This window comes from Streptomyces aureus, from assembly GCF_000725495.1.
Taxonomy (GTDB): domain Bacteria; phylum Actinomycetota; class Actinomycetes; order Streptomycetales; family Streptomycetaceae; genus Streptomyces; species Streptomyces aureus_B.
This window is the reverse complement of record NZ_JNZD01000023.1, coordinates 65,391-90,342: the sequence shown is the minus strand read 5'-3', so window position 1 is coordinate 90,342 and position 24,952 is coordinate 65,391. Positions and strand designations below refer to the sequence as shown.

The window sequence follows — 24,952 nt, the reverse complement described above, 5'->3', positions numbered from 1 at the left end:
CCGCGTATGTTCGTCCGTTGGAAGTGGACGGACCCCTTGTCCCGGGGGCGGCTCGCCCGCCCCGTCATGTCACGCACCACCTGCACCAGGAGGCACCCAGCGATGTCGGTCCCGCAGCTCAGCGCCGAGCAACGCGGCGAGCAGATCCTCGCCGTCTTCGACACCGCCTTCGGCGAGCTCCTGGCCGCCGACCCGGCCGCGTTCCGGGTGAAGTTCCGCAAGATGGCGGCCTCCGCCTTCGCGTTCTACCGCGGCACGGCGGCGCTGTTCTACCACGACCTGGACGAGGACCGGCGGGGCGGCCCGTACCTGGACGAGCGCACCTCGCGTGTGTGGATCCACGGCGACCTGCACGCCGAGAACTTCGGCACGTACATGGACGCCCAGGGCCGTCTGATCTTCAACGTGAACGACTTCGACGAGGCCTATGTGGGCCCCTTCACCTGGGACCTCAAGCGCTTCGCCGCCTCCGTGGCCCTCATCGGCTACGCGAAGGCGCTCAGCGACGAACAGATCACCGACCTGGTGCGCGTCTACGCGGCCGCCTACCGCGAGCGCATCCACGCCCTGGCCACCGGCGCCAAGAGCGACGAGGTGCCGCCCTTCACGCTGGACACCGCCGAGGGCCCGCTCCTGGACGCGCTGCGCGACGCCCGCGCGCTGACCCGCTTCGGGCTCCTGGAGTCGATGACCGAGATCCGCGACTTCGAGCGCCGCTTCGCGCCGGGCGGCGGGTCCATCGAGCTGGACGCCGCCACCCGGTACAAGGTCCTCGCGGCCTTCGACGGCTATCTGGAGACGCTCCCGGAGTCCTCGCTGGCGCGCCCCGACTCGTACCGCGTGAAGGACGTCGTGGGCCGCCGCGGCATCGGCATCGGCTCGGCCGGCCTGCCGTCGTACAACATCCTCCTCGAGGGCAACAGCGACGCCCTGGAGAACGATGTGGTGATCTACATCAAGCAGGCCCAGACCCCTGCCGTCTCCCGGCACGTCACCGACTCCGCCATCCGCGGGTACTTCCAGCACGAGGGCCACCGCACGGTGATCTCGCAGCGTGCCCTGCAGGCGCACGCCGACCCGTGGCTGGGCTGGACCGAGCTGGACGGCGCGGGCCAGCTGGTCGCCGAGGTCTCCCCGTACGCGGTGGACCTGGACTGGGGCGACATCGACGACCCCGAGGAGATCGCCTCGGTGGTCGCCGACCTCGGCCGCTCGACGGCCACGATGCACGCGGCGGCGGACGACCAGTCCGGCGAGTCCCTGGTGCCGTTCTCCACGGAGCGGGCGATCGACGCGGCCATCGCGGCCGACGAGGACGGCTTCGCCGGTCTGCTGGTGGACTTCGCGCACAGCTACGGCTCGCGGGCGCGCCGTGACCACCAGATCTTCGTGGACCTGTTCCGCAACGGACGGATCCCGGGACTGTAGAGCGCACGGCCGGTCACGGAGCGCGCCCCGCGGCCGGCCGCCTCACAACGCTCCCGTAACGCACAGGAACCCTTTAGGGGGCGCTTACGGGAGCACGTGGGAGACTCACCTCCGCTATGGACATATCCGGGACCCAGCTCAGAGCCGCGCGCGCGGCGGTGTTCACGGCTGTCGTCGTGACGCTCTCCGCCGCGTCGCACGTGCTGCTGTCCCGGATGCCGCTGCCGCTGACCACCGTGGCCGCGATCACCTGCGCCGTCTTCGCGCTGTCCTTCGCGCTCGCTGGCCGTGAGCGCGGCTTCGGCCGCATCGCCGCCCTGCTGATCCCCCTGGAGCTGGCCGCCGACACCGTGTTCACGACCGGCCAGCACGTCTGTTACGGCAGTGCGGGCGGCCCGGTCGCGGGCCCGCTGCGCTCGGTCGGCCTCGACGTGCTGTGCGGCGGCGGCAGCGTGGGCACCCCGCTGTCCCGGGTGACCGGCGCCGCCCCCGACCGGGCCGCCGACCTGCTCGCGCACGCCGACCCGGCCGCCTCCTGGCTGCTGCTCGGCGCGCACCTCGCGGTCGGCCTGCTCGCCGCCGCGTGGCTGCGCCGGGGCGAGCGCGCCCTGGACCAGCTGCTGCGCGCGGTGGCCGCCTCGACCTTCCGGCCGCTGCTGCTCGCGGTCGCCGCGGTGACCGGCCCGGCCGCCCCGGCCCGGCCGCTGCCGCGCACCGCGGCCCGGCCTGCCGCCGCCCGCAGCCGCCTCTTCGTGCACTCCCTGGGACGCCGCGGACCGCCCCGCCGGGCCGTTCCCGCCTGAGCACCAGCAGTCCCCCTTACGTATTCCGCGTACCACGTTGTGCGCGTCCCCGATGGAGAACACCACCATGAGCAAGCGGAACAGCCAGGCGTCGAAGACGGCGGCACGCGAGAAGCTGCGCCTGGAGCGCGAGCGCCAGGCCAAGCGCGACAAGATCAAGCGCCAGGGAATCGTGGCCGGTTCCCTGGTCGCGGTCCTCGCGATAGCGGGCGGCATCGGCTACGCCGTCGTGCAGAACAACAAGCCCTCCCAGTGGGAGGCCGTCGCGAGCGACAAGGTGGTCGCCCCGGCGAACACCACGGGCGAGAACGGCACGACCGTCGTCGTCGGCAAGAGCACCGCGAAGAAGACCCTGAAGCTGTACGAGGACCCGCGCTGCCCGATCTGCGCCTCCTTCGAGCAGACCGTCGGCCCGACCGTCACGAAGGACCTCGACGCCGGCAAGTTCAAGATCCAGTACATCGGCGGCACGTTCCTCGACGGCGACTCCGACAAGAACGGGAAGATCCAGATCGGCTCCCGCGGCGAGGGATCGAAGAACGCGATGAGCGCCATGGGCGCCGCGCTGAACGTGAGCCAGGACGCCTTCCTGGAGTACAAGAGCGCGCTCTACTCGGCGAAGTACCACCCCGAGGAGACGACCGACAAGTTCAAGGACGACGCCTACCTCATCAAGGTCGCGAACACCGTCCCGGCACTGAAGAACAACGCCAAGTTCCAGGACGCGGTCAAGAAGGGCACGTACGACGCCTGGGCGCTGGCCATGTCCGAGACCTGGAACACCAACAAGGACGGCGTCACCGGCACGCCGAGCCTGGTGATGGACGGCAAGAAGATCACGACCTCGGACGGCAACGCGCCGATGACGGCCGCCGACTTCACCACCGCGATCGACGCGGCTCTCAAGGCCTGATCTCACCCCCCGACCGGGCGGGACCACGCGCGTGACCTGTGTGACCCGTGTGGCCTGAGCAGCCAGAAGCCGAAGAGCGGGCGAACTTTTCCGGTTCGCCCGCTCTTGGCGTGTACCGCTCGGTAACCTCATCGCCCGTGACCAGTCGATTCAGATCATCCGACCCCGCGAGCGTCCCCGACTCCCGCGCCCCGCGCCGCCGTTCGGTCGTCAAGGCCGCGGCGGCCACCGCCGTCCTGGCCGGCCCGCTCGCGGCCGCCCTGCCCGCGCGCGCCGCCGAGGCGCCCGCGTTCCTGCACGGGGTCGCCTCCGGCGACCCGCTGCCCGACGGCATCCTGCTGTGGACCCGGGTGACCCCCGGCGCCGCGGCGATACCGGGCTCCGGGACAGGCCCGGACACCGAGGTGAGCTGGACCGTCGCCCTGGACAAGGCGTTCACCTCCGTCGTCGCGAAGGGCTCCACCGTCGCGACCGCCGCCTCCGACCACACGGTCAAGGCGGACATCCGCGGACTGCAGCCGGCCACCGACTACTGGTTCCGCTTCTCGGCCGGCGGCACCGACTCACCCGTCGCCCGCACCCGCACCGCCCCGGCCGCCGACGCCTCCGTCGCCGGTCTGCGCTTCGGCGTGGTCTCCTGCGCCAACTGGGAGGCCGGCTACTTCTCCGCGTACCGCCACCTCGCGGCGCGAGGCGACCTGGACGCCTGGCTGCATCTCGGCGACTACATCTACGAGTACAAGTCCGGCGAGTACGGGACCCGCGGCACCGTGGTCCGGCCGCACTCCCCCGCGAACGAGATCCTCACCCTCGCCGACTACCGCACCCGGCACGGCCGTTACAAGACCGACCCGGACCTCCAGGCCCTGCACCACAAGGCGCCCGTCGTCGCGATCTGGGACGACCACGAGTTCGCCGACAACTCCTGGTCCGGCGGCGCGGTCAACCACACCGAGGGCGCCGAGGGCGCCTGGTCGGACCGTCAGGCGGCCGCGAAGCAGGCCTACTTCGAGTGGATGCCGGTCCGTCCGGCCATCGCCGGCACCACCTACCGCAGGCTGCGCTTCGGCAAGCTCGCCGACCTCGCGCTGCTCGACCTGCGCTCCTTCCGCTCGCAGCAGGCGTCCACCGCCAGCGGCTCCGTCGACGACCCGGACCGCACGATCACCGGCCGCGCCCAGCTCGACTGGCTGAAGTCCGGGCTCAAGTCCTCGGACACCACCTGGCGTCTGGTCGGCAACTCGGTGATGATCTCGCCGTTCGCGGTGGGCTCCCTCTCCGCCGACCTGCTCAAGCCGCTCGCCAAGCTGCTCGGGCTCCCGCAGGAGGGCATCGCCGTCAACACCGACCAGTGGGACGGCTACACCGACGACCGCCGCGAACTGCTCGCGCACCTGCGGTCCAACGCGATCCGCAACACGGTCTTCCTGACCGGTGACATCCACATGGCGTGGGCCAACGACGTGCCGGTGGACGCCGGCACGTACCCGCTGTCGGCCTCCGCCGCCACGGAGTTCGTGGTCACGTCGATGACCTCGGACAACCTCGACGACATCGTCAAGGTGCCCGAGGGCGTCGTCTCGGCGGTCGCCTCCCCGGTCATCCGCGCGGCCAACCGCCATGTCCACTGGGTCGACACCGACCGCCACGGCTACGGCGTCCTGGACATCACCGCCGACCGCGCCCAGATGGACTACTACGTGATCTCCGACCGCAAGGACCCCGGCGCGACCTCGTCCTGGGCCCGTTCGTACCGCACCCGCAGCGGCACGCAGACGGTGGAGCGGACCTACGACCCCGTGTAGCTCCCGGGGCTACAGCGTGTCGAGGAAGCCGAGTGCCACCTTCCAGGTGGCCTCGGCCGCCTCGGCGTCGTAGTCGGGCAGGTCCGGATCGGTGTAGATGTGCCCGGCGCCCGCGTAGCGGTAGATCTCGACGTCGGCCCCGGTCCGCTGCATCTGCAGGTACCAGGCGCTCAGCCAGTCGTCCGTCTCGAACGGGTCGGGCTCGGCGACGTGCAGCTGGACCGGCAGCTCGTCCACGGAGGCGGACTCGGCGATGTCCGACGTGCCGTGCAGCAGGAGCAGCCCCCGGGCCTTCTCGTCGCCGAGGGCCAGGGTCTGGCCCACCGAGGCGCCGAGGGAGAAGCCCGCGTAGACCAGGCCGCGCTCGGAGTAGGGCGCGGCGGCCAGGACCGCCCGCTTGAGCAGCTCGACCTTGCCGATCCCGTCGCTGAAGGCCATGCCCTCCTCGACGGTCTCGAAGGTGTGTCCCTCGAAGAGATCGGGGGTCCACACCTCGTGGCCCGCGGCCCGCAGCCGGTCCGCCGCCGCGCGCACGGCCGGCCGCAGGCCGTAGGTCGAGTGAAAGAGCATGATGTTCATGGACTCCATGGTGCCAGCCCGGGAGCGGCTCCCTGGGATACCCCGAACCGTCCCGAGAACACATGTTCATGCCGCGGACGGCCGGTTACGTTCCAAGGCATGGAGAACGTACTGCGCCCGGTGATCGTCGTCGGCGGCTCGGTCGTGCTCACCCTGCTCATCGGATGGTCCGTGGACCTTCTGTTGCGCCGGGCTGCCGACCGGCACAGCGAGACCTCCCTGTGGGGTCTGCTCCGCCGCGGCCGTGTCCCCTTCCAGCTGGTCCTGTTCGCGGCCCTGCTCAGAGGCTCCTACGACCAGGCGAAGCTGCTGGTCGAGCATCGGATCGGCATCGGCCGGACACTGACCCTGATCCTCATCGGCGCGGCCGCCTGGCTGGTGGTGGGCATCGCCACGGCGGTCGTCGAGACCTCGTACAACCGCTACGCGCACGCGCACCGCGATCCGGCCCGGATCCGCCGGGTCCGCACCCAGGTCACGCTGATCCAGCGGGTGGTCACCGCGGTCGTCGGCGTCGTCGCGGCCGCCGCGATGCTGCTCACCTTCCCCGCGATGCGGGCGGCCGGCGCCTCCCTGCTGGCCTCGGCCGGGATCCTCGGCATCGTCGCCGGTGTCGCCGCCCAGTCCACGCTGTCGAACCTCTTCGCGGGGCTGCAGATCGCCTTCGGCGACATGGTGCGGCTCGGTGACACCGTGGTGGTCGACGGCGAGTGGGGCACGGTCGAGGAGATCACCCTCACGTTCCTGACGGTCCGGACCTGGGACGAGCGCCGGATCACCATGCCCGTCTCGTACTTCACGTCCAAGCCGTTCGAGAACTGGTCGCGCGGCACCCCGCAGATGACCGGCATCGTCTTCCTGCACCTCGACCACTCCGCCCCGGTGGAGGCGATGCGCGGGAAGCTGCGCGACATCCTGCGCGACTGCCCGGCCTGGGACGGCCGCGACTACGGTCTCGCCGTCACCGACTCGACGCCCAACACGCTGCAGGTGCGCGCCCTGGTCACCGCGAAGGACGCGGACGACATCTGGACGGTACGGGTCACGGTCCGCGAGCAGCTGATCCGCTGGCTGACCGAGCAGCACCCGTACGCGCTCCCCCGGGTGAACACCGCGGAGGCCGTGCGGCTGCCGGGTCCGGCGGCGCTTCCGGGCCGCGCGGAGCCGGACGCGGCGAAGGGCCGCGCCCAGGGCCGCCGGCTCCACGACACCCCACGGACGGGCCGCGGCTGACACCCCGGGCGAACCCCGAGGGCCGGGCCGAGGCAGGCGCCTGCCGAACAGAGCCCGACCGCGGGGCGGGTACCGGCGCTCGCCACACAGGGCAAGGGGCCGGGGCAGGTACCGGGGGCCGGGCAAGGTGCCGACGCCCGCCACGCAGGAGCCGAGAGCCGGGCCGGTGCCGGCATCTGCCGCACAGGGCGCGGATCCGGGGCAGGCACCGGCACTGGCCACACAAGGTCCGGGGGCCGGGCAGGTGCCGGCGCTCGCCGCGCAGGGTCCCCAGGGCGGGGCCGGTGCCAGCGCCCGCCAGACAGGGCCCGGGTGCGGGGCAGGTGCCGGCGCCCACCACGCAGGGGCCGGGCCCGGCCGGCGGGGCGGCGGGGCGGCGGTTCAGGATGGGCGGGCGAAGAGACCGGTGAGCCGTCGGCGGGCGTCAGCGCAGGCTGCGGACGTCCAGGTGTCGCAGGACGCGGTCCACGATCTCGGGGTCGGCCCCGGGCTCGCTGCGCGCGGAGAGCACCTCGTGCCGGGCCGCGCTCAGCATCTCCCCCTGGATCCGCCGCATCCGCTTCATGCGCCGGACCCGCTGCACATGCGCCTCGCGCCGCTCCTCGTCCCCCATGTCGGGGCTGATCCGCACACCGATCTCGAAGGCCCGGCGCAGGAGCTGCTCGGAGAGCTCCTCCGGCAGCTCCTCCACCTCCTCGATCTCCCGGAGCCTGCGCCGGGCGGCCTTGGCGGCCCGTACCGCGAGCTCCTTCTCGAAGGCCTTCTCGACGTCCTCGTCGGCCCGCACCCCGAGCTTCTTGACCAGCCAGGGCAGGGTCAGCCCCTGGAGCACGAGCGTCGCCATGATCACGCCGAAGGCGATGAACACGATCTCGTCCCGGTCGGGGAAGGGAGAGCCGTCGTCCATCTCCAGCGGGATGGCGAGCGCCAGGGCCACGGAGGCCACCCCGCGCATCCCGGCCCACCACATGACCACGGTCTCCCGCCACGAGGTCGGGATCTCCTCGTCGTAGTCGCGTTTGGCGTGCAGCCGCTTGGTCAGCCAGGTCGCGGGCAGCAGCCAGGCCAGGCGGACGAGGACGACGACGACCACGATCGTGGCGGCCCAGCCGAGCATCTCGCCCCACCGCCCCGACGCCGTGCGGATGGCGTTGTGCAGTTCGAGGCCGATGAGCCCGAAGGCGACGCCGGTGACGAGCGTGTCCACCACCTCCCAGACGGTGGCCCCGGCGAGCCGGGTCATGACGTCGTCGGCGTCGGTGGCGTACTCGGCGAGGAAGAGGGCGGTGACGAGGACGGCGAGCACGCCCGATCCGTGCAGTTCCTCGGCCAGCACGTACGACACGTACGGGACGAGGAGGGTCAGCCCGACCTGGAGGGAGGCGTCCCCGACCAGGGTCATCAGCCGGTTCGCGGCCCATCCGAGGGCGAGGCCGACGGCGAGCGCGACGACGGCGGAGAGCACGAAGTCGAGTCCGGCCCGCCAGGGCGAGAAGGTCCCGCTGACCGCGGCGGCGATCGCGACGTGGTAGAGCACGATCGCGGTGACGTCGTTGAAGAGACCCTCCCCCTCCAGGATCGACACCAGGCGTCGCGGCAGTCCGAGCTGTCCGGCGACGGCGGTCGCCGCGACCGGATCGGGGGGCGCGACGAGAGCACCCAGCGCGAAGGCGGCGGCCAGCGGCAGGCCCGGCACGATCGAGCTCGCGACGCCCGCGACGGCCAGGGTGGTGACGAACACCAGGGCCACCGCGAGCAGGAAGATCGGGCGCCGGTTCGCGGCGAACTGTCTCCACGAGGTGCGGCGCACCGCGGCGTACAGCAGCGGCGGCAGCAGCGCGGGCAGGATCAGCTCGGGCGGGATGTCCACGTTCGGGACGAAGTCCAGCACGGCCAGCACCATGCCGAGCAGGGTCATGAGGACCGGTGAGGGGAGCCCCCACCGTTCGCCGACCGGGACGCTGACCACGGCCCCGAGCAGCAGCACGAACAGCAGGGCCAACTGATCCACGGTCAGCGCTCCGGCGGGGTCTAGACGATCAAAGGCGAACCAGACCCCAAGCCTGCCACGCGGTCACGGCGATCCCGGGCTCACAGCGCCTTGCGCATCGCGCGGTGCGGCATTCCCGCGTCCGCGAACTCCGGACCGTAGGCCACGTATCCGAGCCGTTCGTAGAAGCCCAGCGCGTGGGTCTGGGCGTGCAGGTCCACGGCGGCCAGTCCCCGCGCGCGGGCGGCGGCCTCGATGGCCCGCACGAGCGCGGCGCCGACGCCGAGCCCGCGTGCCGCGCGGGTCACGGCGAGCCGCCCGAGCGAGCCGACGGCCGGATCCCCGCCGACCTTCGCCGCGGCCGCCTCGCCCTCCAGGAGCCGGCCGGTGCCGAGGGGGACGCCGTCCTCGCGGACGGCCAGCACGTGCAGGGCGCCGGGGTCGTAGGCGTCGTACTCGATGTCCTCGGGCACGCCCTGTTCGCCGACGAAGACGTCCTTGCGCACCGCGAAGCAGGCCTCACGGTCCCCGGGGTGCTCGGCGACGCGCACCTCGTACGCGCTCGCCGGGAGGACGCCCGCCGGGCCGTCCGGAGCGCCGCTCACGCCCAGCTCTCCTCACGGACCTTGTCGAGCGCCCGCTGGAGGTCGTCGGGGTAGTCGCTCTCGAACTCCACCCACCGGCCGTCCGCGGGGTGCTCGAACCCGAGCCGCACCGCGTGCAGCCACTGGCGGGTGATGCCGAGGCGCTTGGCGAGCGTGGGGTCCGCGCCGTAGGTCAGGTCGCCGACGCAGGGGTGGCGGTGGGCGGACATGTGGACGCGGATCTGGTGGGTGCGCCCGGTCTCCAGCTTGATGTCGAGCAGGGAGGCGGCGCGGAACGCCTCGACCAGGTCGTAGTGCGTGACGGAGGGCTTGCCCTCGGCCGTGACCGCCCACTTGTAGTCGTGGTTCGGGTGGCGTCCGATGGGGGCGTCGATGGTGCCGCTGGTCGGGTCGGGGTGGCCCTGGACGAGCGCGTGGTAGCGCTTGTCGACCGTGCGCTCCTTGAACTGGCGCTTGAGCGAGGTGTACGCGTGCTCCGACTTGGCGACCGTCATCAGGCCCGAGGTGCCCACGTCGAGGCGGTGGACGATGCCCTGGCGCTCCGCGGCACCGGAGGTCGAGATGCGGTAGCCGGCGGCGGCGAGGCCGCCGATGACGGTCGGGCCGGACCAGCCGGGGCTGGGGTGCGCGGCCACGCCGACGGGCTTGACGATCACGAGGACGTCGTCGTCGTCGTAGACGATCTCCATGCCCTCGACGGGCTCGGCGACGATCTGCACGGGCGCCGGGGCCCCGGGCATCTCGACCTCGAGCCAGGCGCCGCCGTGCACGCGCTCGGACTTGCCGACGACCGATCCGTCGATCGTCACCTTGCCCGCCGCGGCGAGCTCCGCGGCCTTGGTACGGGAGAAGCCCAGCATGCGGGAGATGGCGGCGTCGACACGCTCGCCCTCCAGGCCGTCGGGCACGGGCAGGGTGCGGATCTCGGGAATCGTACTCACCCGTCGAGTATGCCGGACGGCTCCGGCACCCCCGGACCACGGCCCGGGAGGCCCGTGCCCGGCCGGGGCGCCCGGAACCCTGTCCGAGGGCCCGGCGACGCGCCCCGGGGGGCGGGTGCGGGTCAGTCCTTGTGGACCGTTCCGTCCGGGTCCAGGCCCCGGAAGGACAGCAGCACGATGAGGATGCCGCCGCAGACGATCGCCGAGTCGGCGAGGTTGAAGACGGCGAAGTGCTTGGGCGCGATGAAGTCCACGACCGCGCCCTCGAAGATGCCGGGCGAGCGGAAGATGCGGTCGGTCAGGTTGCCGAGCGCGCCGCCGAGCAGCAGGCCGAGGGCGATGGCCCACGGCACGCTGTAGAGCTTGCGGGCGAGCCGGGCGATCACGACGATCACGGCCGCGGCGATCACCGTGAAGATGACAGTGAACGCCTGGCCGAAGCCGAAGGCGGCGCCCGCGTTGCGGATCGCCTCGAGCTTCAGCCAGTCCCCGGCGATGTCGATGGCGTCGTGGTGCTCCAGCTTCGCCACCACGATCATCTTGCTGACGAGATCGAGGGCGTACGCGAGGACGGCCACCGTGAACAGCACGGCGATCCTGCGCTTGCCCCTGGGCCGCTCGGCCGGGGCCGGCGCGGCGGCGCCGGACCGGTCGCCGGACACCGCGTTCCCGCCGGACTGCTCCGGTTCGGCCCCCGCCGCCCCTGGAATGTCCGGCGTACCGATGATGCGCTCCGCCTCTGCCACGTGAGTGAGTCCCTCGACCTAGGTTCCTGACTGAGGACGAGGGTACGGCACACGCGCGCGGGCACCCATGCTCAGGAGCGATCACCGCGGCGGGGCGCCGGCGCTCCCCCGCGGCGCCCTGAACTCAGTGCCTGCGTTCCTGCTTCTGCTTGCACTCCACGCACAGGGTGGCGCGCGGGAAGGCCTGCATACGGGCCTTCCCGATGGCGTTGCCGCAGTTCTCGCAGAGCCCGTAGGTGCCCGCGTCGAGACGGTCCAGGGCGCGCTCGGTCTGCTCCAGCATCTCGCGCGCGTTGGCGTTGAGCGCCATCTCGTGCTCGCGTGTGATGTTTTTCGTACCGGTGTCGGCCTCGTCGTCGCCGGCGCCGTCGCCCGAGTCGCGCATCAGGCCCGCCAGCCCCTCCTCGGACGAGGAGATCTCGGCGCCCAGGCGCAGCACCTCCGACTGGAGCTCCGCGCGGGCGGCCCCGACCTCGTCCGGCGTCCAGGGGTCCTCCCCGGGCCGCACCGCGAGCTCGCCGGGCTCCAGGGCGGCGATCCTCGCCTTCGGTACCGCGGTGGTCTTCTTGGCGGCCGCGGCCGCGCCCCGGGTCTTCTTCGCAACCACTGTCGTGGCTCCCGTCGTCTTCGCGGCCTCGGCCGCGCCCTGGGCCGCCGGAGCGGCCGTCCTCCTGGCCGTACCGGTGCTCTTCCTCGCCGAGCCGCCGCTGTTCCTCTTCGCCGCGGACGCGGAGGACGCCGATTTCGCGGACCCCGGCTTCCCCGCCGCCTTCCCGGTGCCGGCCTTCCCGTCCGTGGCCTTCGTGGGCGCCTCCCCGGAGGAGGCCGCCGTCCCGCCCGGCTTCGCGGACGCGGTCCGCGCGGACGGTGCCGCCTTGCGGGAGGCCCGCTTCACCGGCTTCGCCCCGGCGGTCTCCGAGGCCGCCCGCGCTCCCTTCCTCCCACCCGCGTCCCTGGCCGCCGCATCCGTGGATCTGCCCGACGCCGACTGCTGTACGGCGGTCTTCTTCGCCACCATGGCCGCGGCCCCTTCACATATTGTGATCTTGCTCGCGAATCGTGCTGGGACGATAAATCGACTTCCGGCCCGCGGCAACGGGGGCCCGCCCACGATCCGCCCTCCGCGCGAGCCCCGCGCGGGGAGTCTGCCTCCGTTGTGCCCAGCTCCCCGCCGGGTAATCCGCCGGGACCGACGTCCCGTGATCCGGACGCGCGCCCGAGGCCGTTCGGGTCATCGCGCAGGCCACGGCGGCGCCCGGGAAATCCGGTCGGCCGCCGTCCCCGGGGCGCCGTACACTGGGCGCAGCGAGAAGCGTGGATGGGGACGAGTAGCGGCGTACGCGGCCAGGAGCGACCCGGGGACGGTGGGAGCCCGGGGGCGAGCGCGACGTGAAGATCACCCCGGAGCCGCCGGCAGAACACCCCCGTGGGGGCCAGTAGACCCGGCATCGCGACCCCAATGAGGGGGCTCACCGGCACGAACGGCGTACCGGAGGGCCAAGGAGGGTGGTACCGCGGGAGCGCGCCGCACACGGCGTCCGTAGCAAGACGGCTCTCGTCCCTCCGACGGAAGGCAGAAAGTCCGTTGGAGGAAGCTCGCCGATGACAGCGCCGACGTACCGCCAGGTGCCCGCCCAGGTCGACCTGCCCGCACTCGAGCACGCCGTGCTCGACTTCTGGCGTGAGCAGAAGATCTTCGCCAAGAGCCTCGAGCAGTCCGAGGGCCGGCCGGAGTGGGTATTCTACGAAGGCCCGCCCACCGCCAACGGCATGCCGGGCGCCCACCACATCGAGGCGCGCGTCTTCAAGGACGTCTTCCCGCGCTTCCGCACGATGCGCGGCTACCACGTGGCCCGCAAGGCCGGCTGGGACTGCCACGGCCTCCCGGTGGAGCTGGCGGTCGAGAAGGAGCTCGGCTTCACCGGCAAGCAGGACATCGAGGCGTTCGGCATCGCCGAGTTCAACGACCGGTGCCGCGAGTCCGTGACCCGCCACACCGACGCGTTCACCGAGCTGACCAACCGCATGGGCTACTGGGTCGACCTCGAGGACGCCTACCGGACCATGGACCCCGAGTACATCGAGTCCGTGTGGTGGTCGCTCAAGGAGATCTTCAACAAGGGCCTGCTGGTCCAGGACTACCGCGTGGCGCCCTGGTGCCCGCGTGACGAGACGGGTCTGTCGGACCACGAGCTCGCCCAGGGCTACGAGACGATCGTCGACCCCTCCGTGTACGTCCGTTTCCCGCTCACCTCCGGTCCGCTGGCCGGCCGCGCCTCGCTCCTGGTGTGGACGACCACCCCGTGGACCCTGGTGTCCAACACGGCGGTCGCCGCCCACCCGGGTGTCACCTATGTCGTCGTGACGAACGGCGAGGAGCGGCTCGTCGTCGCGCAGCCGCTCATCGAGAAGGCGCTCGGCGAGGGCTGGGAGACCACGGGCGAGTCCTTCACGGGTGCCGAGATGGAGCGCTGGACGTATCAACGTCCGTTCGAGCTCGTCGAGTTCCCCGAGCCCGCCCACTTCGTGGTCAACGCCGAGTACGTGACGACCGAAGACGGTACGGGTCTGGTCCACCAGTCCCCCGCCTTCGGTGAGGACGACCTCAAGGTCTGCCGCTCGTACGGCCTCCCGGTGGTCAACCCGATCCGCCCGAACGGCACCTTCGAGGAGAGCGTGCCGCTGGTGGGCGGTGTCTTCTTCAAGAAGGCGGACGAAAAGCTCACCGAGGACCTCCAGGAACGCGGCCTGCTCTTCAAGCACGTTCCGTACGAGCACAGTTACCCGCACTGCTGGCGCTGCCACACCGCGCTGCTGTACTACGCGCAGCCCTCCTGGTACATCCGCACGACGGCCGTCAAGGACCGTCTCCTGGAGGAGAACGAGGGCACCAACTGGTTCCCGGAGTCGGTCAAGCACGGCCGCTTCGGCGACTGGCTGAACAACAACATCGACTGGGCGCTCTCGCGCAGCCGTTACTGGGGCACCCCGCTGCCGCTGTGGACCTGCGAGGAGGGCCACCTCACCTGTGTCGGCTCGCGCGCGGAGCTGTCCGAGCTGACCGGCACCGACCAGTCGGAGCTGGACCCGCACCGCCCGTACATCGACGCGGTGACCTTCCCCTGCCCCGAGGGCGGCTGCGGCCTGACGGCGACCCGCGTGCCCGAGGTCATCGACGCCTGGTACGACTCGGGTTCGATGCCGTTCGCGCAGTGGGGCTACCCGTACAAGAACAAGGAGATCTTCGAGAGCCGCTACCCGGCCCAGTTCATCTCCGAGGCCATCGACCAGACGCGCGGCTGGTTCTACACGCTGATGGCCGTCGGCACCCTGGTCTTCGACAAGTCCTCGTACGAGAACGTCGTGTGCCTCGGCCACATCCTCGCCGAGGACGGCCGCAAGATGTCCAAGCACCTGGGCAACATCCTGCAGCCGATCCCGCTGATGGACCAGCACGGCGCCGACGCGGTGCGCTGGTTCATGGCGGCCGGCGGCTCCCCGTGGGCGGCCCGGCGCGTGGGCCACGGCACCATCCAGGAGGTCGTCCGCAAGACCCTCCTGACGTACTGGAACACCGTCGCCTTCCAGGCCCTGTACGCCCGCACCAGCGACTGGGCGCCCAGCGCGGCCGACCCGGCCCCCGCGGACCGTCCGGTCCTGGACCGTTGGCTGCTGTCCGAACTCCACGCGCTCACCGACCAGGTGACGCAGGCTCTGGAGGCGTACGACACCCAGCGCGCCGGAAAGCTCCTGTCGGCGTTCGTCGACGACCTCTCGAACTGGTACGTGCGCCGTTCCCGCCGCCGCTTCTGGCAGGGCGACAAGGCCGCGCTGCGCACGCTGCACGAGGTCGTGGAGACGGTCACGCGGCTGATGGCCCCGCTGACCCCGTTCATCACCGAGCGGGTCTGGCAGGACCTGATCGTCCCGGTCTCCCCGGACGCCCCGGAGTCCGTGCACCTGTCGACCTGGCCCGAGGCGGACCTGTCCGTGATCGACCCGGAGCTCTCGCGCCAGATGGTGCTGGTGCGCCGGCTCGTCGAGCTCGGCCGGGCCACGCGCGCGGAGTCCGGCGTCAAGACCCGTCAGCCGCTGTCGCGCGCGCTGATCGCGGCGAACGGCTTCGCGACGCTCGACCCCGAGCTGCACGCGCAGATCACCGAGGAGCTGAACGTGAGTTCCCTCGCGTCGCTCTCCGAGGTCGGCGGTTCACTCGTGGACACCACCGCGAAGGCGAACTTCCGCGCGCTGGGCAAGCGCTTCGGCAAGGGCGTCCAGGATGTGGCGAAGGCCATCGCCCAGGCCGATGCCGCGGCCCTGTCCCTGGCGCTGCGCGAGGGCACCGCGTCGGTGGAGGTCGGCGGCGAGAGCGTGTCCCTGGCCCCGGACGAGGTCATCATCACGGAGACCCCCCGCGAGGGCTGGTCGGTGGCGTCCGACTCCGGCGCGACCGTCGCCCTCGACCTGGAGATCACCGAGGAGCTGCGGCAGGCGGGGCTCGCCCGTGACGCGATCCGGCTGATCCAGGAGGCCCGCAAGAACAGCGGCCTCGACGTCGCCGACCGCATCGCGCTGCGCTGGACGTCCACGGACCCGGCGGTCATCGCGGCGCTCGGCGAGCACGCGGGGCTCATCGCCGACGAGGTCCTCGCGACGGACTTCGCTCAGGGCGAGGCCGACGGGGCGTTCGGGGAGCCGTTCACCGACGAGGGTCTTTCGCTGGTGTTCCGCCTCCGCAAGGCGTGACGGAACTCGCACCCGAGCACGAAGGCCCGGGGTCACCAGGTTCTCCTGGCGGCCCCGGGCCTTCGGCCTTCCCGGGGCTCCGCCCCGGGCCCCGCGTCCCGCGCCGAGCGCCACGCCGGCCGTGCGGGCCTGCCGCTGCTCGGCGGAGCCGCCCGGGCCGCGTGTCGGTCCCGGCCGCTGGTTCTCACCCCCTCCGCCCCTACCCTTCCCGTCCCCGGGGCTCCGCCCCGGGCCCCGCTCCTCAGACGCCGGAGGGGCTGGAGTCCTGCGTGACCGAGAGGACAGGAGAGCGGTACAGGGCCTGTCGGGGCGCGAGGGGAGAGATTGGCCCGCGTGGCCGTGATGGCGCTTCCTGGGGCCTTTCAAGGCGTTTCCGGGTAGGCAAAAGGGCGGGGCCCCCGGAATCCGGGGGCCCCGCCCTGAATGCTGCCGACGCCTATGGCGTGTCGGCCGCCGTCAGTTGTCGTCCTCGTCGATGAGGAACCCGCGCATCGGCGAGGGCGCCTGCTGCATCGGCGACGGGCCCTGGGGCCGCACCGGAGCCATCGGCTGGGTCATCGCGGGCGACATCTGCTGCTGCCCGCCGTAGGACGGTCCGCCCTGCGACGGCGCGCCCATGCCCGGGTTGCCGCCGTAGGACGGCGCACCGGCTCCCGCGGGAGCCATCGAGGGCGCGGAGGACGCCGGCAGCGACGCGGCGGCCGGAGTGCGCGGCGGGGCGAGCGAGTCGTCCGCCTGCGTCTCCAGCTGGCGCAGCTGCGACTCCAGGTAGGACTTCAGACGCGTGCGGTACTCGCGCTCGAAGCCGCGCAGGTCCTCGACCTTGCGCTCCAGCGTGGCGCGGGCGGACTCGAGCGAGCCCATCGCGACGCGGTGCTTCTCCTGCGCGTCCCGCTCCAGGGCGTCGGCCTTGGCACGGGCGTCGCGCTCCAGACCCTCGGCGCGGCTGCGGGCCTCACCGACGATCTTGTTGGCCTCGGAGCGCGCCTCGGCGATCGCCTGGTCGGCGGTCTGCTGGGCGAGCGAGAGGACACGCGCGGCGCTGTCGCCACCGGGACCCTGCTGCTGCATCTGCTGACCGGGGCCGCCCATCGGACCACCCATGGGACCGCCCATCGGACCACCCATGGGGCCACCCATCGGACCGCCCATGGGACCGCCCATCGGGCCACCCATCGGCTGCATCTGGCCGGGACCACCCTGGCCCATCGGACCCTGACCCATGGGGCCCTGGCCCATCGGACCCTGACCCATGGGGCCCTGGCCCATCGGACCCTGACCCATCGGACCCTGACCCATGGGGCCCTGGCCCATCGGACCCTGACCCATCGGGCCCTGACCCTGCGGGCCGCCCTGGCCACTGGGGCCGGCGGGCAGCGCGGGGGCACCACTCGGCAGCTGAGGCGGGCCGCCCATGGGGCCGCCCATGCCCTGCGGCGGGCCTGATATCCCGGCGGGCACAGGAGCGCCGGGCCCTCGCATACCCTGCGGCGGGCCCTGCTGGTCCGGCCCCTCCGGCGGCTTGCGCATACCCTGCTGCTGCTGGTTCTGCGCGGCCGCGCGCGTGGCCGCGGCCAGCTTGGCGCGCAGATCCTCGTTCTCGCGGAGCAGGCGGGTCAGTTCGGCTTCGACCTCGTCGAGGAAGGCATCGACCTCGTCCTCGTCATAGCCTTCTCGGAGGCGGACGGTCGTGAACTGTTTGTTCCGCACGTCCTCGGGGGTCAACGGCATCTCTTCACCTCAACGTAGTCGTCGGCATTCGGCAAGACCGTATCGTTCACATCGCTCACATCAGGCTCTGCGTAAGTCTGATCAAGATGAAGACGATGATCATCAGTACGAAGAAGGACAGGTCAAGCGCCACGCCCCCGAGACGCAGCGGCGGAATGAACCGCCGCAGAAGCTTGAGCGGTGGATCGGTGACAGTGTAGGTGGCCTCCAGAACGACCACCATCGGCTTGCCAGGTTGCCATGAGCGGGCGAACTGGAAGACGTAGTCCATGACCAACCGGAAAATCAGCACGATGAGGAAGCACATCAGCGCGATGTAGAAGACCTGCCCGACCACGCTCATGATCCGTGCTTCCCTCTCCCCTGTTTCCCTGCGGTGTTCCCGGTACTGCGTCTCAGCTCTGGTTGAAGAACCCGCCCTCTGCGATGCGGGCCTTGTCCTCCGCCGTGACATCGACGTTAGCAGGCGACAACAGGAACACCTTCTGCGTCACCCGCTCGATGCTTCCGTGCAGACCGAAGACCAAACCGGCGGCGAAGTCGACAAGTCGCTTCGCGTCGGTGTCGTCCATCTCCGTCAGGTTCATGATCACCGGGGTGCCCTCACGGAAGTGTTCCCCGATGGTACGGGCCTCGTTGTACGTCCGGGGGTGCAGCGTGGTGATCCGGTACGGCTCTCGTTCCGACACGACCTTGGGCATGATCACCGGGGCGTTCTTCTCCAGGCTCTGACGTTCTTGTGTGATGGACGCCACGGGGGCGATGCGTGCCGGACGCCCGGACTCCGCCGCGAGCGAGGCCGAATGCGGCACCGGGTCACGAGGCGCCGGGGGCTGCACCACTCGTACCGGTTCGTCCCTTTGCGGCGCGTGCACCTGGTGCGACTGGTGCGGCGCCTCGTGCCGTCGCCGGTCACGCTCGGGCTCCGGGTCGAGCTCGGGCTCGAAGTCGTCGTCGGGGTCGAATCCCCTGCCGTCGTACCCATCGTCCTCCACGAGGCCGAGGTAGACCGCCATCTTGCGCATCGCGCCGGCCATTCTCTGAGTCCTCCGCTCTGTGGTGGATCGGCTGACGAATTGCCAAGTGCCCGCGATCCACGAGGTCGTTATGCCCGCATTTGGCGGTAATGACCATATTTTCTGCTGTGGTCCGACTTCTTGGCGACGTTACCGGAGGCCGGGTCGGAGTCCGAGTACCGCAGTACCGACGCGTACATGTGTCGCTCCGGCCGCCACGGCCTGTTCGAGATCCGAGCTCATCCCTGCCGAGACCATGTTCGCAGCCGGATGGGCGCGGCGCACGACAGTCGACAAATCCATCAGCCGCTCGAACGCCTGTCGTTGACGCCCGGCGTATTCGCCGGTGAGCGGCGCGACGGTCATCAGCCCGTCGAGCCGCAGTCCCGGGGAGCGGGCGACGAGCTCGGCCAACTCCTCGACCCCGCCCGGCCCCACGCCGCCCCGTTCGCCGCGGCCGCTCTCCTGGGCGTCCAGCGCGACCTGGATCAGGCATCCCACCTCGCGCTCCACCCGCACCGCCTCCTTGGAGAGGGCGGTGACAAGACGGGCACGGTCGACGGACTGCACGAAATCCGCGTAACCGACCACAGAACGCACCTTGTTGGTCTGCAGTTGGCCGACGAAATGCCACAAGAGGGGCAGATCCGAGCACTCCGCGCTTTTCGGCGCGGCGTCCTGGTCCCGGTTCTCGGCCACGTGCCGTACACCGAGTTCCGACAGGATCCGCACATCACTGGCGGGGTAGGTCTTGGTGACCACGATCAGGGTCACCTCTTCGCGCTTGCGACCGGCGGCCGTGCACGCCGCCGTGATGCGCTCTTCCACATTCGCCAGGTTCGCGGCGAGTTGAGCCTTACGGTCCGTCATGCCCCATCAGTCCAGCCAGACATATCCCGCGAGCCGCCCGGTGGTGCGGTCCCGTCGGTACGAGAAGTGGTCTCCCGACTCGCGCGTGCACACCGGTGACCGTTCCAGGTCCCGCACGCCGAGCCGTTCCAGTTGCGCGTGCACCCCTGCCGTCACGTCGACCGCGGGCGTCCCCCAGGAGGTCTCGGCGTACGCGGCGGGCTCGACGGCGGCGACCTCGGCGCGCATCGCGTCCGGCACCTCGTAGCACCGTCCGCAGACGGCGGGTCCGGTGCGGGCGACGATCCTGGCCGGATCGGCGCCGAGCTCCACCATGGCCCGCACGGCCGCGGGAACCACGCCGGCGATCATTCCGGGCCGTCCCGCGTGCGCGGCGGCGGCCACACCCGCGACGGGGTCGGCCAGCAGGACGGGCGTGCAGTCCGCGGTGAGGACGGCGAGCGCGAGCCCGCGGCGCGTCGTGACGACCGCGTCGACGGCGGGGACCTCCGAGGCGCCCCAGGGCTCCTCGACGACCGCCACCTCCGGCCCGTGCACCTGGTTCATCCACACGACCCGGGCCGGGTCGAGCCCGAGCGACTTCGCCGCGAGGTCCCGGTTGGCGCGCACGGCGGCGGGGTCGTCGCCGACCGCCCCGCCGAGGTTGAGCTCCTCGTACGGAACGGCGCTCACCCCGCCCCACCGGTCGGTGAAGGCGAAGTGGGCGCCGCTCGCGTTGCTCGCTGCGGAGCGCTGTCCTATCACTTCAGGAAGTCCGGCACGTCCAGTTCCTCGGCCGTGCTGTCCGAGTAGGAGCGGGACGGCGGGACCGGCGGGGACACCGGCAGCTCGCTGACCGGCTCCGGGGCGGGCTCGGGCGCCGGCTCCTTGGGGGTGACGCTGCCGAGGCTCCCGAAGGACGGCCGGCTCTCCGCGGGACGCTGGGCGGCCGGCTCCTCGCGCCGGGCCGTGGCCGAGCCGAGGACGTTCTCCCGCTTGGCCGGCGGCTGCCCGCCGTCGAAGCCGGCGGCGATGACGGTGACCCGCACCTCGTCGCCGAGAGCGTCGTCGATGACCGCGCCGAAGATGATGTTGGCCTCGGGGTGCGCCGCCTCGCTGACCAGCTGGGCCGCCTCGTTGATCTCGAACAGACCGAGGTCGGAGCCGCCGGAGATGGACAGCAGGACGCCGCGGGCGCCGTCGATGGAGGCTTCCAGCAGCGGCGAGGAGATGGCCATCTCGGCCGCCGCCACCGCGCGGTCGTCGCCGCGGGCGGAGCCGATGCCCATGAGCGCCGAACCGGCCTCGGACATGACGGACTTGACGTCGGCGAAGTCGAGGTTGATCAGACCGGGCGTGGTGATCAGGTCGGTGATGCCCTGGACACCGGAGAGCAGGACCTGGTCCGCCGACTTGAAGGCGTCGAGGACGGAGACCTGGCGGTCCGAGATCGACAGCAGCCGGTCGTTCGGGATGACGATGAGGGTGTCGACCTCTTCGCGGAGCTCCGCGATGCCGTCCTCGGCCTGGTTGGCGCGGCGCCGGCCCTCGAAGGTGAAGGGGCGGGTGACCACGCCGATGGTGAGCGCGCCCAGCGAGCGGGCGATGTTGGCCACGACGGGCGCGCCGCCGGTACCGGTGCCGCCGCCCTCTCCGGCGGTCACGAAGACCATGTCGGCCCCCTTGAGGACCTCCTCGATCTCCTCGCGGTGGTCCTCGGCGGCCTTGCGGCCGACGGCCGGGTTGGCGCCGGCGCCGAGTCCGCGGGTGAGTTCCCGGCCGACGTCGAGCTTGACGTCGGCGTCGCTCATCAACAGCGCCTGTGCGTCGGTGTTGATGGCGATGAACTCGACGCCCTTGAGACCGACCTCGATCATCCGGTTGATGGCATTGACACCACCGCCGCCGACACCGATGACTTTGATGACTGCGAGGTAGTTCTGCGGTGCTGCCACGTCGAAGGCCTCTCGCCTCGAGTTACGTGTCGCCGCCTCGCACGCTCGCGATCCGACGACTGATGCCGAGTGGGACGGTCCGAACGCCGACCCGAACCCTAACGCTGAAGTTTAGGGTTACCAGTGTGTCTGTTCCTTGGACTCTTCCGAACAGGACACTAAGTCGACAAGTGGCGCGCGTTCAACGAACACGCCGAACCTCCCGTTTTTCTTTTCACCCTATGTGATCAGGCGCAGCACTGCCCAACCAGGGTGCTGGCCTGCACTGATGCGGGTCAACTGCCGGACGAGGCGGGGGCTGTGGGGGCGCTGACGTCGAAGTGACGGGCCCCGGGATCGGCTTTCATGAGAGCAAGGAGGGTCCTGGCCTTCGCCCGGCCCCGCTCCGCGCTGCCCCACTCCACGGTCCGGCCGCCGCTCAACTCCAGTGAGACGGCGTCGTAGGAACGGACCTTGACGGTACGGGTGTCACGGGCGACCCGGTCCGGAACGTCCCCGGCGATCCGCACCGCCTCGCGCACCAGCCGGGCGGCGGGGAAGCGGCTCGGCGCGGAGCGCTTCGAGACCGCGAGTTCCAGTGCGGGCACGCCCTTCGGGGCGGCGGACACGGTGGCGAACCGCACGCCCTCGGCGTCCACTTCGACGAATTTCGCCCCGTTCGCGATGACGAGGACGGGTGTCCGTTCGGTCACTTTCAGACCGATTCCGTGGGGCCAGGAACGGTCGACCTCGACCGAGTCGATGCGGGGCAACTCCCTGAGCAGCCGCGCCTCGATCGCGTCCGTGTCGACGGAGACGAGCGGGGATCCGACCGGCACTCCGGCCGCCCGCCGCACCTGCGCCTCGGTCAGCACGCGCACCCCGGAGACCGTGACGCGCTCCGTGCGCAGCCAGGGAGAACCGTAGAGGATCCACACCGTGGCGGCCCCGGCCAACACCAGAGCGAGCAAAAGGACGATGAGCCTACGAAGGCGTCGGAGCCGCCCGACGAGGGGCGGCCGGGGCGGGCCGGACTCCAGCTTCTGCCGTTCACCGCGCTCGGCGGTCCTCGGTCCGGCCACGCTCCCTGCCTTCCCTCATGCGGTCCTAGCGATGACGCGAGGCGATGGCCTCGTACACCATGCCGACGAGCAGGTCGTCGGCGTCGCGGCGGCCGAACTCACCGGCGGCGCGCGACATCTCGTACAGCCGGTGCGGGTCGGCGAGCACGGGCAGCACGTTCTGCTGGACCCACTGCGGGGTCAGCTCCGCGTCGTCGACCAGCAGTCCGCCGCCGGCCTTGACCACCGGCTGGGCGTTCAGCCGCTGTTCGCCGTTGCCGATGGGCAGCGGGACGTAGGCGGCGGGCAGTCCGACGGCGGAGAGCTCGGCGACGGTCATCGCGCCCGCGCGGCAGAGCATCATGTCGGCCGCGGCGTACGCGAGATCCATCCGGTCCACGTACGGTACCGGGATGTACGGGGGCATCCCCGGCATCTGGTGCACCTGCGGCAGTTCGTTCTTCGGGCCCACCGCGTGCAGGATCTGGATCCCGGCCTGCTGGAGGTACGGAGCCGCCTGCTGGACCACCTCGTTGAGGCGGCGGGCGCCCTGCGAGCCGCCGGACACCAGGAGCGTGGGCAGGTTCGGGTCGAGCCCGAACGCGGCGCGCGCCTCGGGCCGTACGGCGGCCCGGTCCAGGGTGGCGATGGAGCGGCGCAGCGGGATGCCGATGTACCGCGCCCCGCGGAGCTTGCTGTCGGGCGTGGACACGGCGACCTGGGCCGCGTACCGCGATCCGATCTTGTTGGCCAGTCCGGGCCGGGCGTTGGCCTCGTGGATGATGATCGGCACACCAAGGCGCTTGGCCGCCAGATAGCCGGGCAGGGCCACGTAGCCGCCGAAGCCGACGACCGCGTCCGCCTTGGTCCGCTCCAGGATCTGCTCGACGGCCTTGATCGTGCCGCGCAGCCGCCCGGGGACGGTGATCAGTTCCGGGGTGGGCTTGCGCGGCAGCGGTACGGCCGGGATCAGCGCGAGTTCGTAGCCGCGCTCGGGCACGAGGCGGGTCTCCAGACCCCGTTCCGTGCCCAGGGCCGTGATCCCCACGGTCGGGTCCTGCCTGCGCAGGGCATCCGCGAGGGCGAGCGCGGGCTCGATGTGGCCGGCGGTCCCCCCGCCGGCGAGTACGACATGCACCGAAATTCACCGCTCTCCGGACGAACGCGCCGCAGAGGCACTCCGTCGCATCGTGTTCCATCTCCGGGGCCCCGCGGCCCTTGCGGACTCTCTCACCGCACCCCGCTTTCTGCCAAAGCGGGGTTGCCGCATCGCGAGAGCCGCCCGCGCAGCGGGATCGTCACGCGCGAAGGCGATCAGGAGCCCGATGGCGAACATGGTCGGCAGCAGGGCGGAACCTCCGTAGGAGAACAGCGGGAGCGGGACTCCGGCGATCGGCAGCAGACCGAGCACCGCACCGATGTTGATCACGGCCTGGGCCGTGATCCAGGTGGTCACGCCTCCCGCGGCATACCTGACGAAGGGGTCCTCCGTGCGTCCGGCCACGCGGATACCCGCATAGCCTAGAGCGGCGAACAGGGCGAGCACCGACAGCGTCCCCGCGAGGCCCAGTTCCTCCCCAGTGATGGCGAAGATGAAGTCGGTGTGCGCTTCGGGCAGTTGGCCCCATTTCTCCACGCTGGCGCCGAGGCCGGAGCCGAAGAGGCCGCCGGAGGCGAGGGCGTAGATGCCGTGCACGGCCTGCCAGCAGGTGTCGTGCGGTCCCGGTTCGGTGGCCCCGATGCAGGCCAGCCGGGACATGCGGTTGGGGCTCGTCTTGATGAGGACGAAGCCGATCGCCACGGCGACGGACAGCACGCCCACGAACAGCCGGGTGGGCGCCCCGGCCAGCCACAGCAGCCCGAACAGGATGGCCGTGAGGATGATCGCGGTGCCCATGTCGCCGCCGAGCATGATCAGGCCGAGCAGCATGAAGGCGGCGGGCACGAGCGGGACCAGCATGTGCTTCCACTGGGTCAGCAGCCGCTTGTCCTGTTTGCGGGCGAGCAGGTCGGCGCCCCAGAGCACGAGCGCGAGCTTGCCGAACTCGCTGGGCTGGATCTGGAACGAGCCGCCCAGCGAGATCCAGTTCTGGTTGCCGTTGACCGAGAGCCCTATCCCGGGCACTTGCACGAGGACCATCATGAAGACGGCGCCCGCCAGGATCGGGTAGGCCAGCGCCCGGTGCAGCTTCACCGGCATCCGGGAGGCGGCGAACAGCAGCACACCGCCGATCAGGGCGGCCAGGAACTGCTTGCGGAAGAAGAACGATCCGGGCAGCGAGAGCTGGAGGGCCGTGATCTGCGAGGCCGAGTAGACCATCACGAGCCCCAGCACGGTGATCAGCAGGCTGCCGCCGAGGATCAGGTAGTAGGCGGTCAGCGGCCGGTCCCAGGCCTTTCGGGCACGCAGGTACAGACGGCGTACGGGATTGTCGCGGAGCGCCCCGGCGGCGGCGGGCCGGCCGGCCCGCGGTACGGGAGGGCGGCCGGTCCGGCTAGTCGGCATCGGGGTCTCCGGGCCACAGCGATGTCACGCGTCCGTCCCTCCCAGGTCCGCCCGGCCAGGCAACCG

At 71.4% G+C, this 24,952-nt stretch carries 21 protein-coding genes; 6 read left to right on the top strand and 15 right to left on the bottom strand.

What is annotated here, in order from left to right; genetic code table 11:
• The first annotated feature begins 102 nt into the window (after nt 1–102).
• The 4 genes from IO36_RS25710 to IO36_RS25695 all read left to right on the top strand — a co-directional run bounded on the left by IO36_RS25710 (nt 103) and on the right by IO36_RS25695 (nt 4,949).
• Nucleotides 103–1,428 (top strand): DUF2252 domain-containing protein, encoded by a 1,326-nt coding sequence (locus IO36_RS25710; protein ID WP_037623325.1) that lies wholly within the window; start codon nt 103–105, stop codon nt 1,426–1,428.
• A 116-nt stretch (nt 1,429–1,544) separates the two neighbouring features.
• Nucleotides 1,545–2,231 carry a hypothetical protein gene (locus IO36_RS25705; protein WP_037623324.1) on the top strand — a complete coding sequence of 229 codons (687 nt, stop codon included), beginning with the start codon at nt 1,545–1,547 and terminating at the stop codon, nt 2,229–2,231.
• Nucleotides 2,232–2,298: 67 nt separating this feature from the next.
• Complete coding sequence (locus IO36_RS25700; protein ID WP_037623323.1) at nt 2,299–3,144, top strand: thioredoxin domain-containing protein; 846 nt, start codon at nt 2,299–2,301, stop codon at nt 3,142–3,144.
• Nucleotides 3,145–3,281: 137 nt separating this feature from the next.
• Nucleotides 3,282–4,949, top strand: coding sequence for an alkaline phosphatase D family protein (locus IO36_RS25695; RefSeq protein ID WP_037623321.1), 1,668 nt, complete (start codon nt 3,282–3,284; stop codon nt 4,947–4,949).
• A 9-nt stretch (nt 4,950–4,958) separates the two neighbouring features.
• Here the strand turns inward: IO36_RS25695 and IO36_RS25690 are convergent, their stop codons facing one another.
• Nucleotides 4,959–5,528: a dienelactone hydrolase family protein gene (locus IO36_RS25690; protein ID WP_037623379.1), complete on the bottom strand. Its 570-nt coding sequence runs from the start codon at nt 5,526–5,528 to the stop codon at nt 4,959–4,961.
• A 99-nt stretch (nt 5,529–5,627) separates the two neighbouring features.
• On the opposite strand from IO36_RS25690, the gene IO36_RS25685 reads away from it, so the two are divergent.
• Nucleotides 5,628–6,761 carry a mechanosensitive ion channel family protein gene (locus IO36_RS25685; RefSeq protein WP_037623320.1) on the top strand — a complete coding sequence of 378 codons (1,134 nt, stop codon included), beginning with the start codon at nt 5,628–5,630 and terminating at the stop codon, nt 6,759–6,761.
• 424 nt (nt 6,762–7,185) lie between these two features.
• Here IO36_RS25685 and IO36_RS25680 read toward each other — a convergent pair whose 3' ends face one another.
• From IO36_RS25680 to IO36_RS25660, 5 genes are all read right to left on the bottom strand, one after another.
• Entirely contained in the window at nt 7,186–8,772 is a 1,587-nt protein-coding gene (locus tag IO36_RS25680; protein ID WP_037623319.1) for a Na+/H+ antiporter, read from the bottom strand.
• Between the two features lie 80 nt (nt 8,773–8,852).
• Nucleotides 8,853–9,356, bottom strand: coding sequence for a GNAT family N-acetyltransferase (locus IO36_RS25675; RefSeq protein ID WP_051900948.1), 504 nt, complete (start codon nt 9,354–9,356; stop codon nt 8,853–8,855).
• Entirely contained in the window at nt 9,353–10,297 is a 945-nt protein-coding gene (locus tag IO36_RS25670; RefSeq protein WP_037623317.1) for an RluA family pseudouridine synthase, read from the bottom strand. Before IO36_RS25670 ends, IO36_RS25675 begins: the two co-directional genes overlap by 4 nt.
• 122 nt (nt 10,298–10,419) lie before the next feature.
• Nucleotides 10,420–11,043, bottom strand: a complete 624-nt coding sequence (gene lspA / locus IO36_RS25665; protein ID WP_037623316.1) for a signal peptidase II — start codon at nt 11,041–11,043, stop codon at nt 10,420–10,422.
• Between the two features lie 124 nt (nt 11,044–11,167).
• Nucleotides 11,168–12,061 (bottom strand): TraR/DksA C4-type zinc finger protein, encoded by an 894-nt coding sequence (locus IO36_RS25660; RefSeq protein ID WP_037623315.1) that lies wholly within the window; start codon nt 12,059–12,061, stop codon nt 11,168–11,170.
• Nucleotides 12,062–12,645: 584 nt separating this feature from the next.
• Between IO36_RS25660 and ileS the strand changes: the two genes are divergently transcribed.
• Nucleotides 12,646–15,789 carry an isoleucine--tRNA ligase gene (gene ileS, locus IO36_RS25655; protein ID WP_037623314.1) on the top strand — a complete coding sequence of 1,048 codons (3,144 nt, stop codon included), beginning with the start codon at nt 12,646–12,648 and terminating at the stop codon, nt 15,787–15,789.
• Nucleotides 15,790–16,245: 456 nt separating this feature from the next.
• On the opposite strand, the gene IO36_RS25650 is transcribed toward ileS, so the two are convergent.
• The 9 genes from IO36_RS25650 to ftsW all read right to left on the bottom strand — a co-directional run bounded on the left by IO36_RS25650 (nt 16,246) and on the right by ftsW (nt 24,886).
• Nucleotides 16,246–17,520: a DivIVA domain-containing protein gene (locus IO36_RS25650; protein WP_037623313.1), complete on the bottom strand. Its 1,275-nt coding sequence runs from the start codon at nt 17,518–17,520 to the stop codon at nt 16,246–16,248.
• A 55-nt stretch (nt 17,521–17,575) separates the two neighbouring features.
• A complete protein-coding gene (locus tag IO36_RS25645) occupies nt 17,576–17,863 on the bottom strand; it encodes a YggT family protein (RefSeq protein WP_037623312.1) in 288 nt (95 codons plus the stop codon).
• A 52-nt stretch (nt 17,864–17,915) separates the two neighbouring features.
• Nucleotides 17,916–18,557: a cell division protein SepF gene (locus IO36_RS25640; protein WP_037623311.1), complete on the bottom strand. Its 642-nt coding sequence runs from the start codon at nt 18,555–18,557 to the stop codon at nt 17,916–17,918.
• Between the two features lie 129 nt (nt 18,558–18,686).
• Entirely contained in the window at nt 18,687–19,406 is a 720-nt protein-coding gene (locus IO36_RS25635; RefSeq protein WP_037623310.1) for a YggS family pyridoxal phosphate-dependent enzyme, read from the bottom strand.
• 6 nt (nt 19,407–19,412) lie between these two features.
• Nucleotides 19,413–20,150 carry a peptidoglycan editing factor PgeF gene (pgeF, locus tag IO36_RS25630; protein WP_037623309.1) on the bottom strand — a complete coding sequence of 246 codons (738 nt, stop codon included), beginning with the start codon at nt 20,148–20,150 and terminating at the stop codon, nt 19,413–19,415.
• Nucleotides 20,147–21,340, bottom strand: coding sequence for a cell division protein FtsZ (ftsZ, locus tag IO36_RS25625; RefSeq protein ID WP_037623308.1), 1,194 nt, complete (start codon nt 21,338–21,340; stop codon nt 20,147–20,149). Before ftsZ ends, pgeF begins: the two co-directional genes overlap by 4 nt.
• Nucleotides 21,341–21,615: 275 nt before the next feature.
• Entirely contained in the window at nt 21,616–22,401 is a 786-nt protein-coding gene (locus IO36_RS25620) for a cell division protein FtsQ/DivIB (RefSeq protein WP_037623307.1), read from the bottom strand.
• Nucleotides 22,402–22,426: 25 nt separating this feature from the next.
• Nucleotides 22,427–23,518, bottom strand: a complete 1,092-nt coding sequence (gene murG / locus IO36_RS25615) for an undecaprenyldiphospho-muramoylpentapeptide beta-N-acetylglucosaminyltransferase (protein WP_037623306.1) — start codon at nt 23,516–23,518, stop codon at nt 22,427–22,429.
• Between the two features lie 6 nt (nt 23,519–23,524).
• A complete protein-coding gene (gene ftsW, locus IO36_RS25610; protein WP_037623304.1) occupies nt 23,525–24,886 on the bottom strand; it encodes a putative lipid II flippase FtsW in 1,362 nt (453 codons plus the stop codon).
• Between the last annotated feature and the right edge of the window lie 66 nt (nt 24,887–24,952).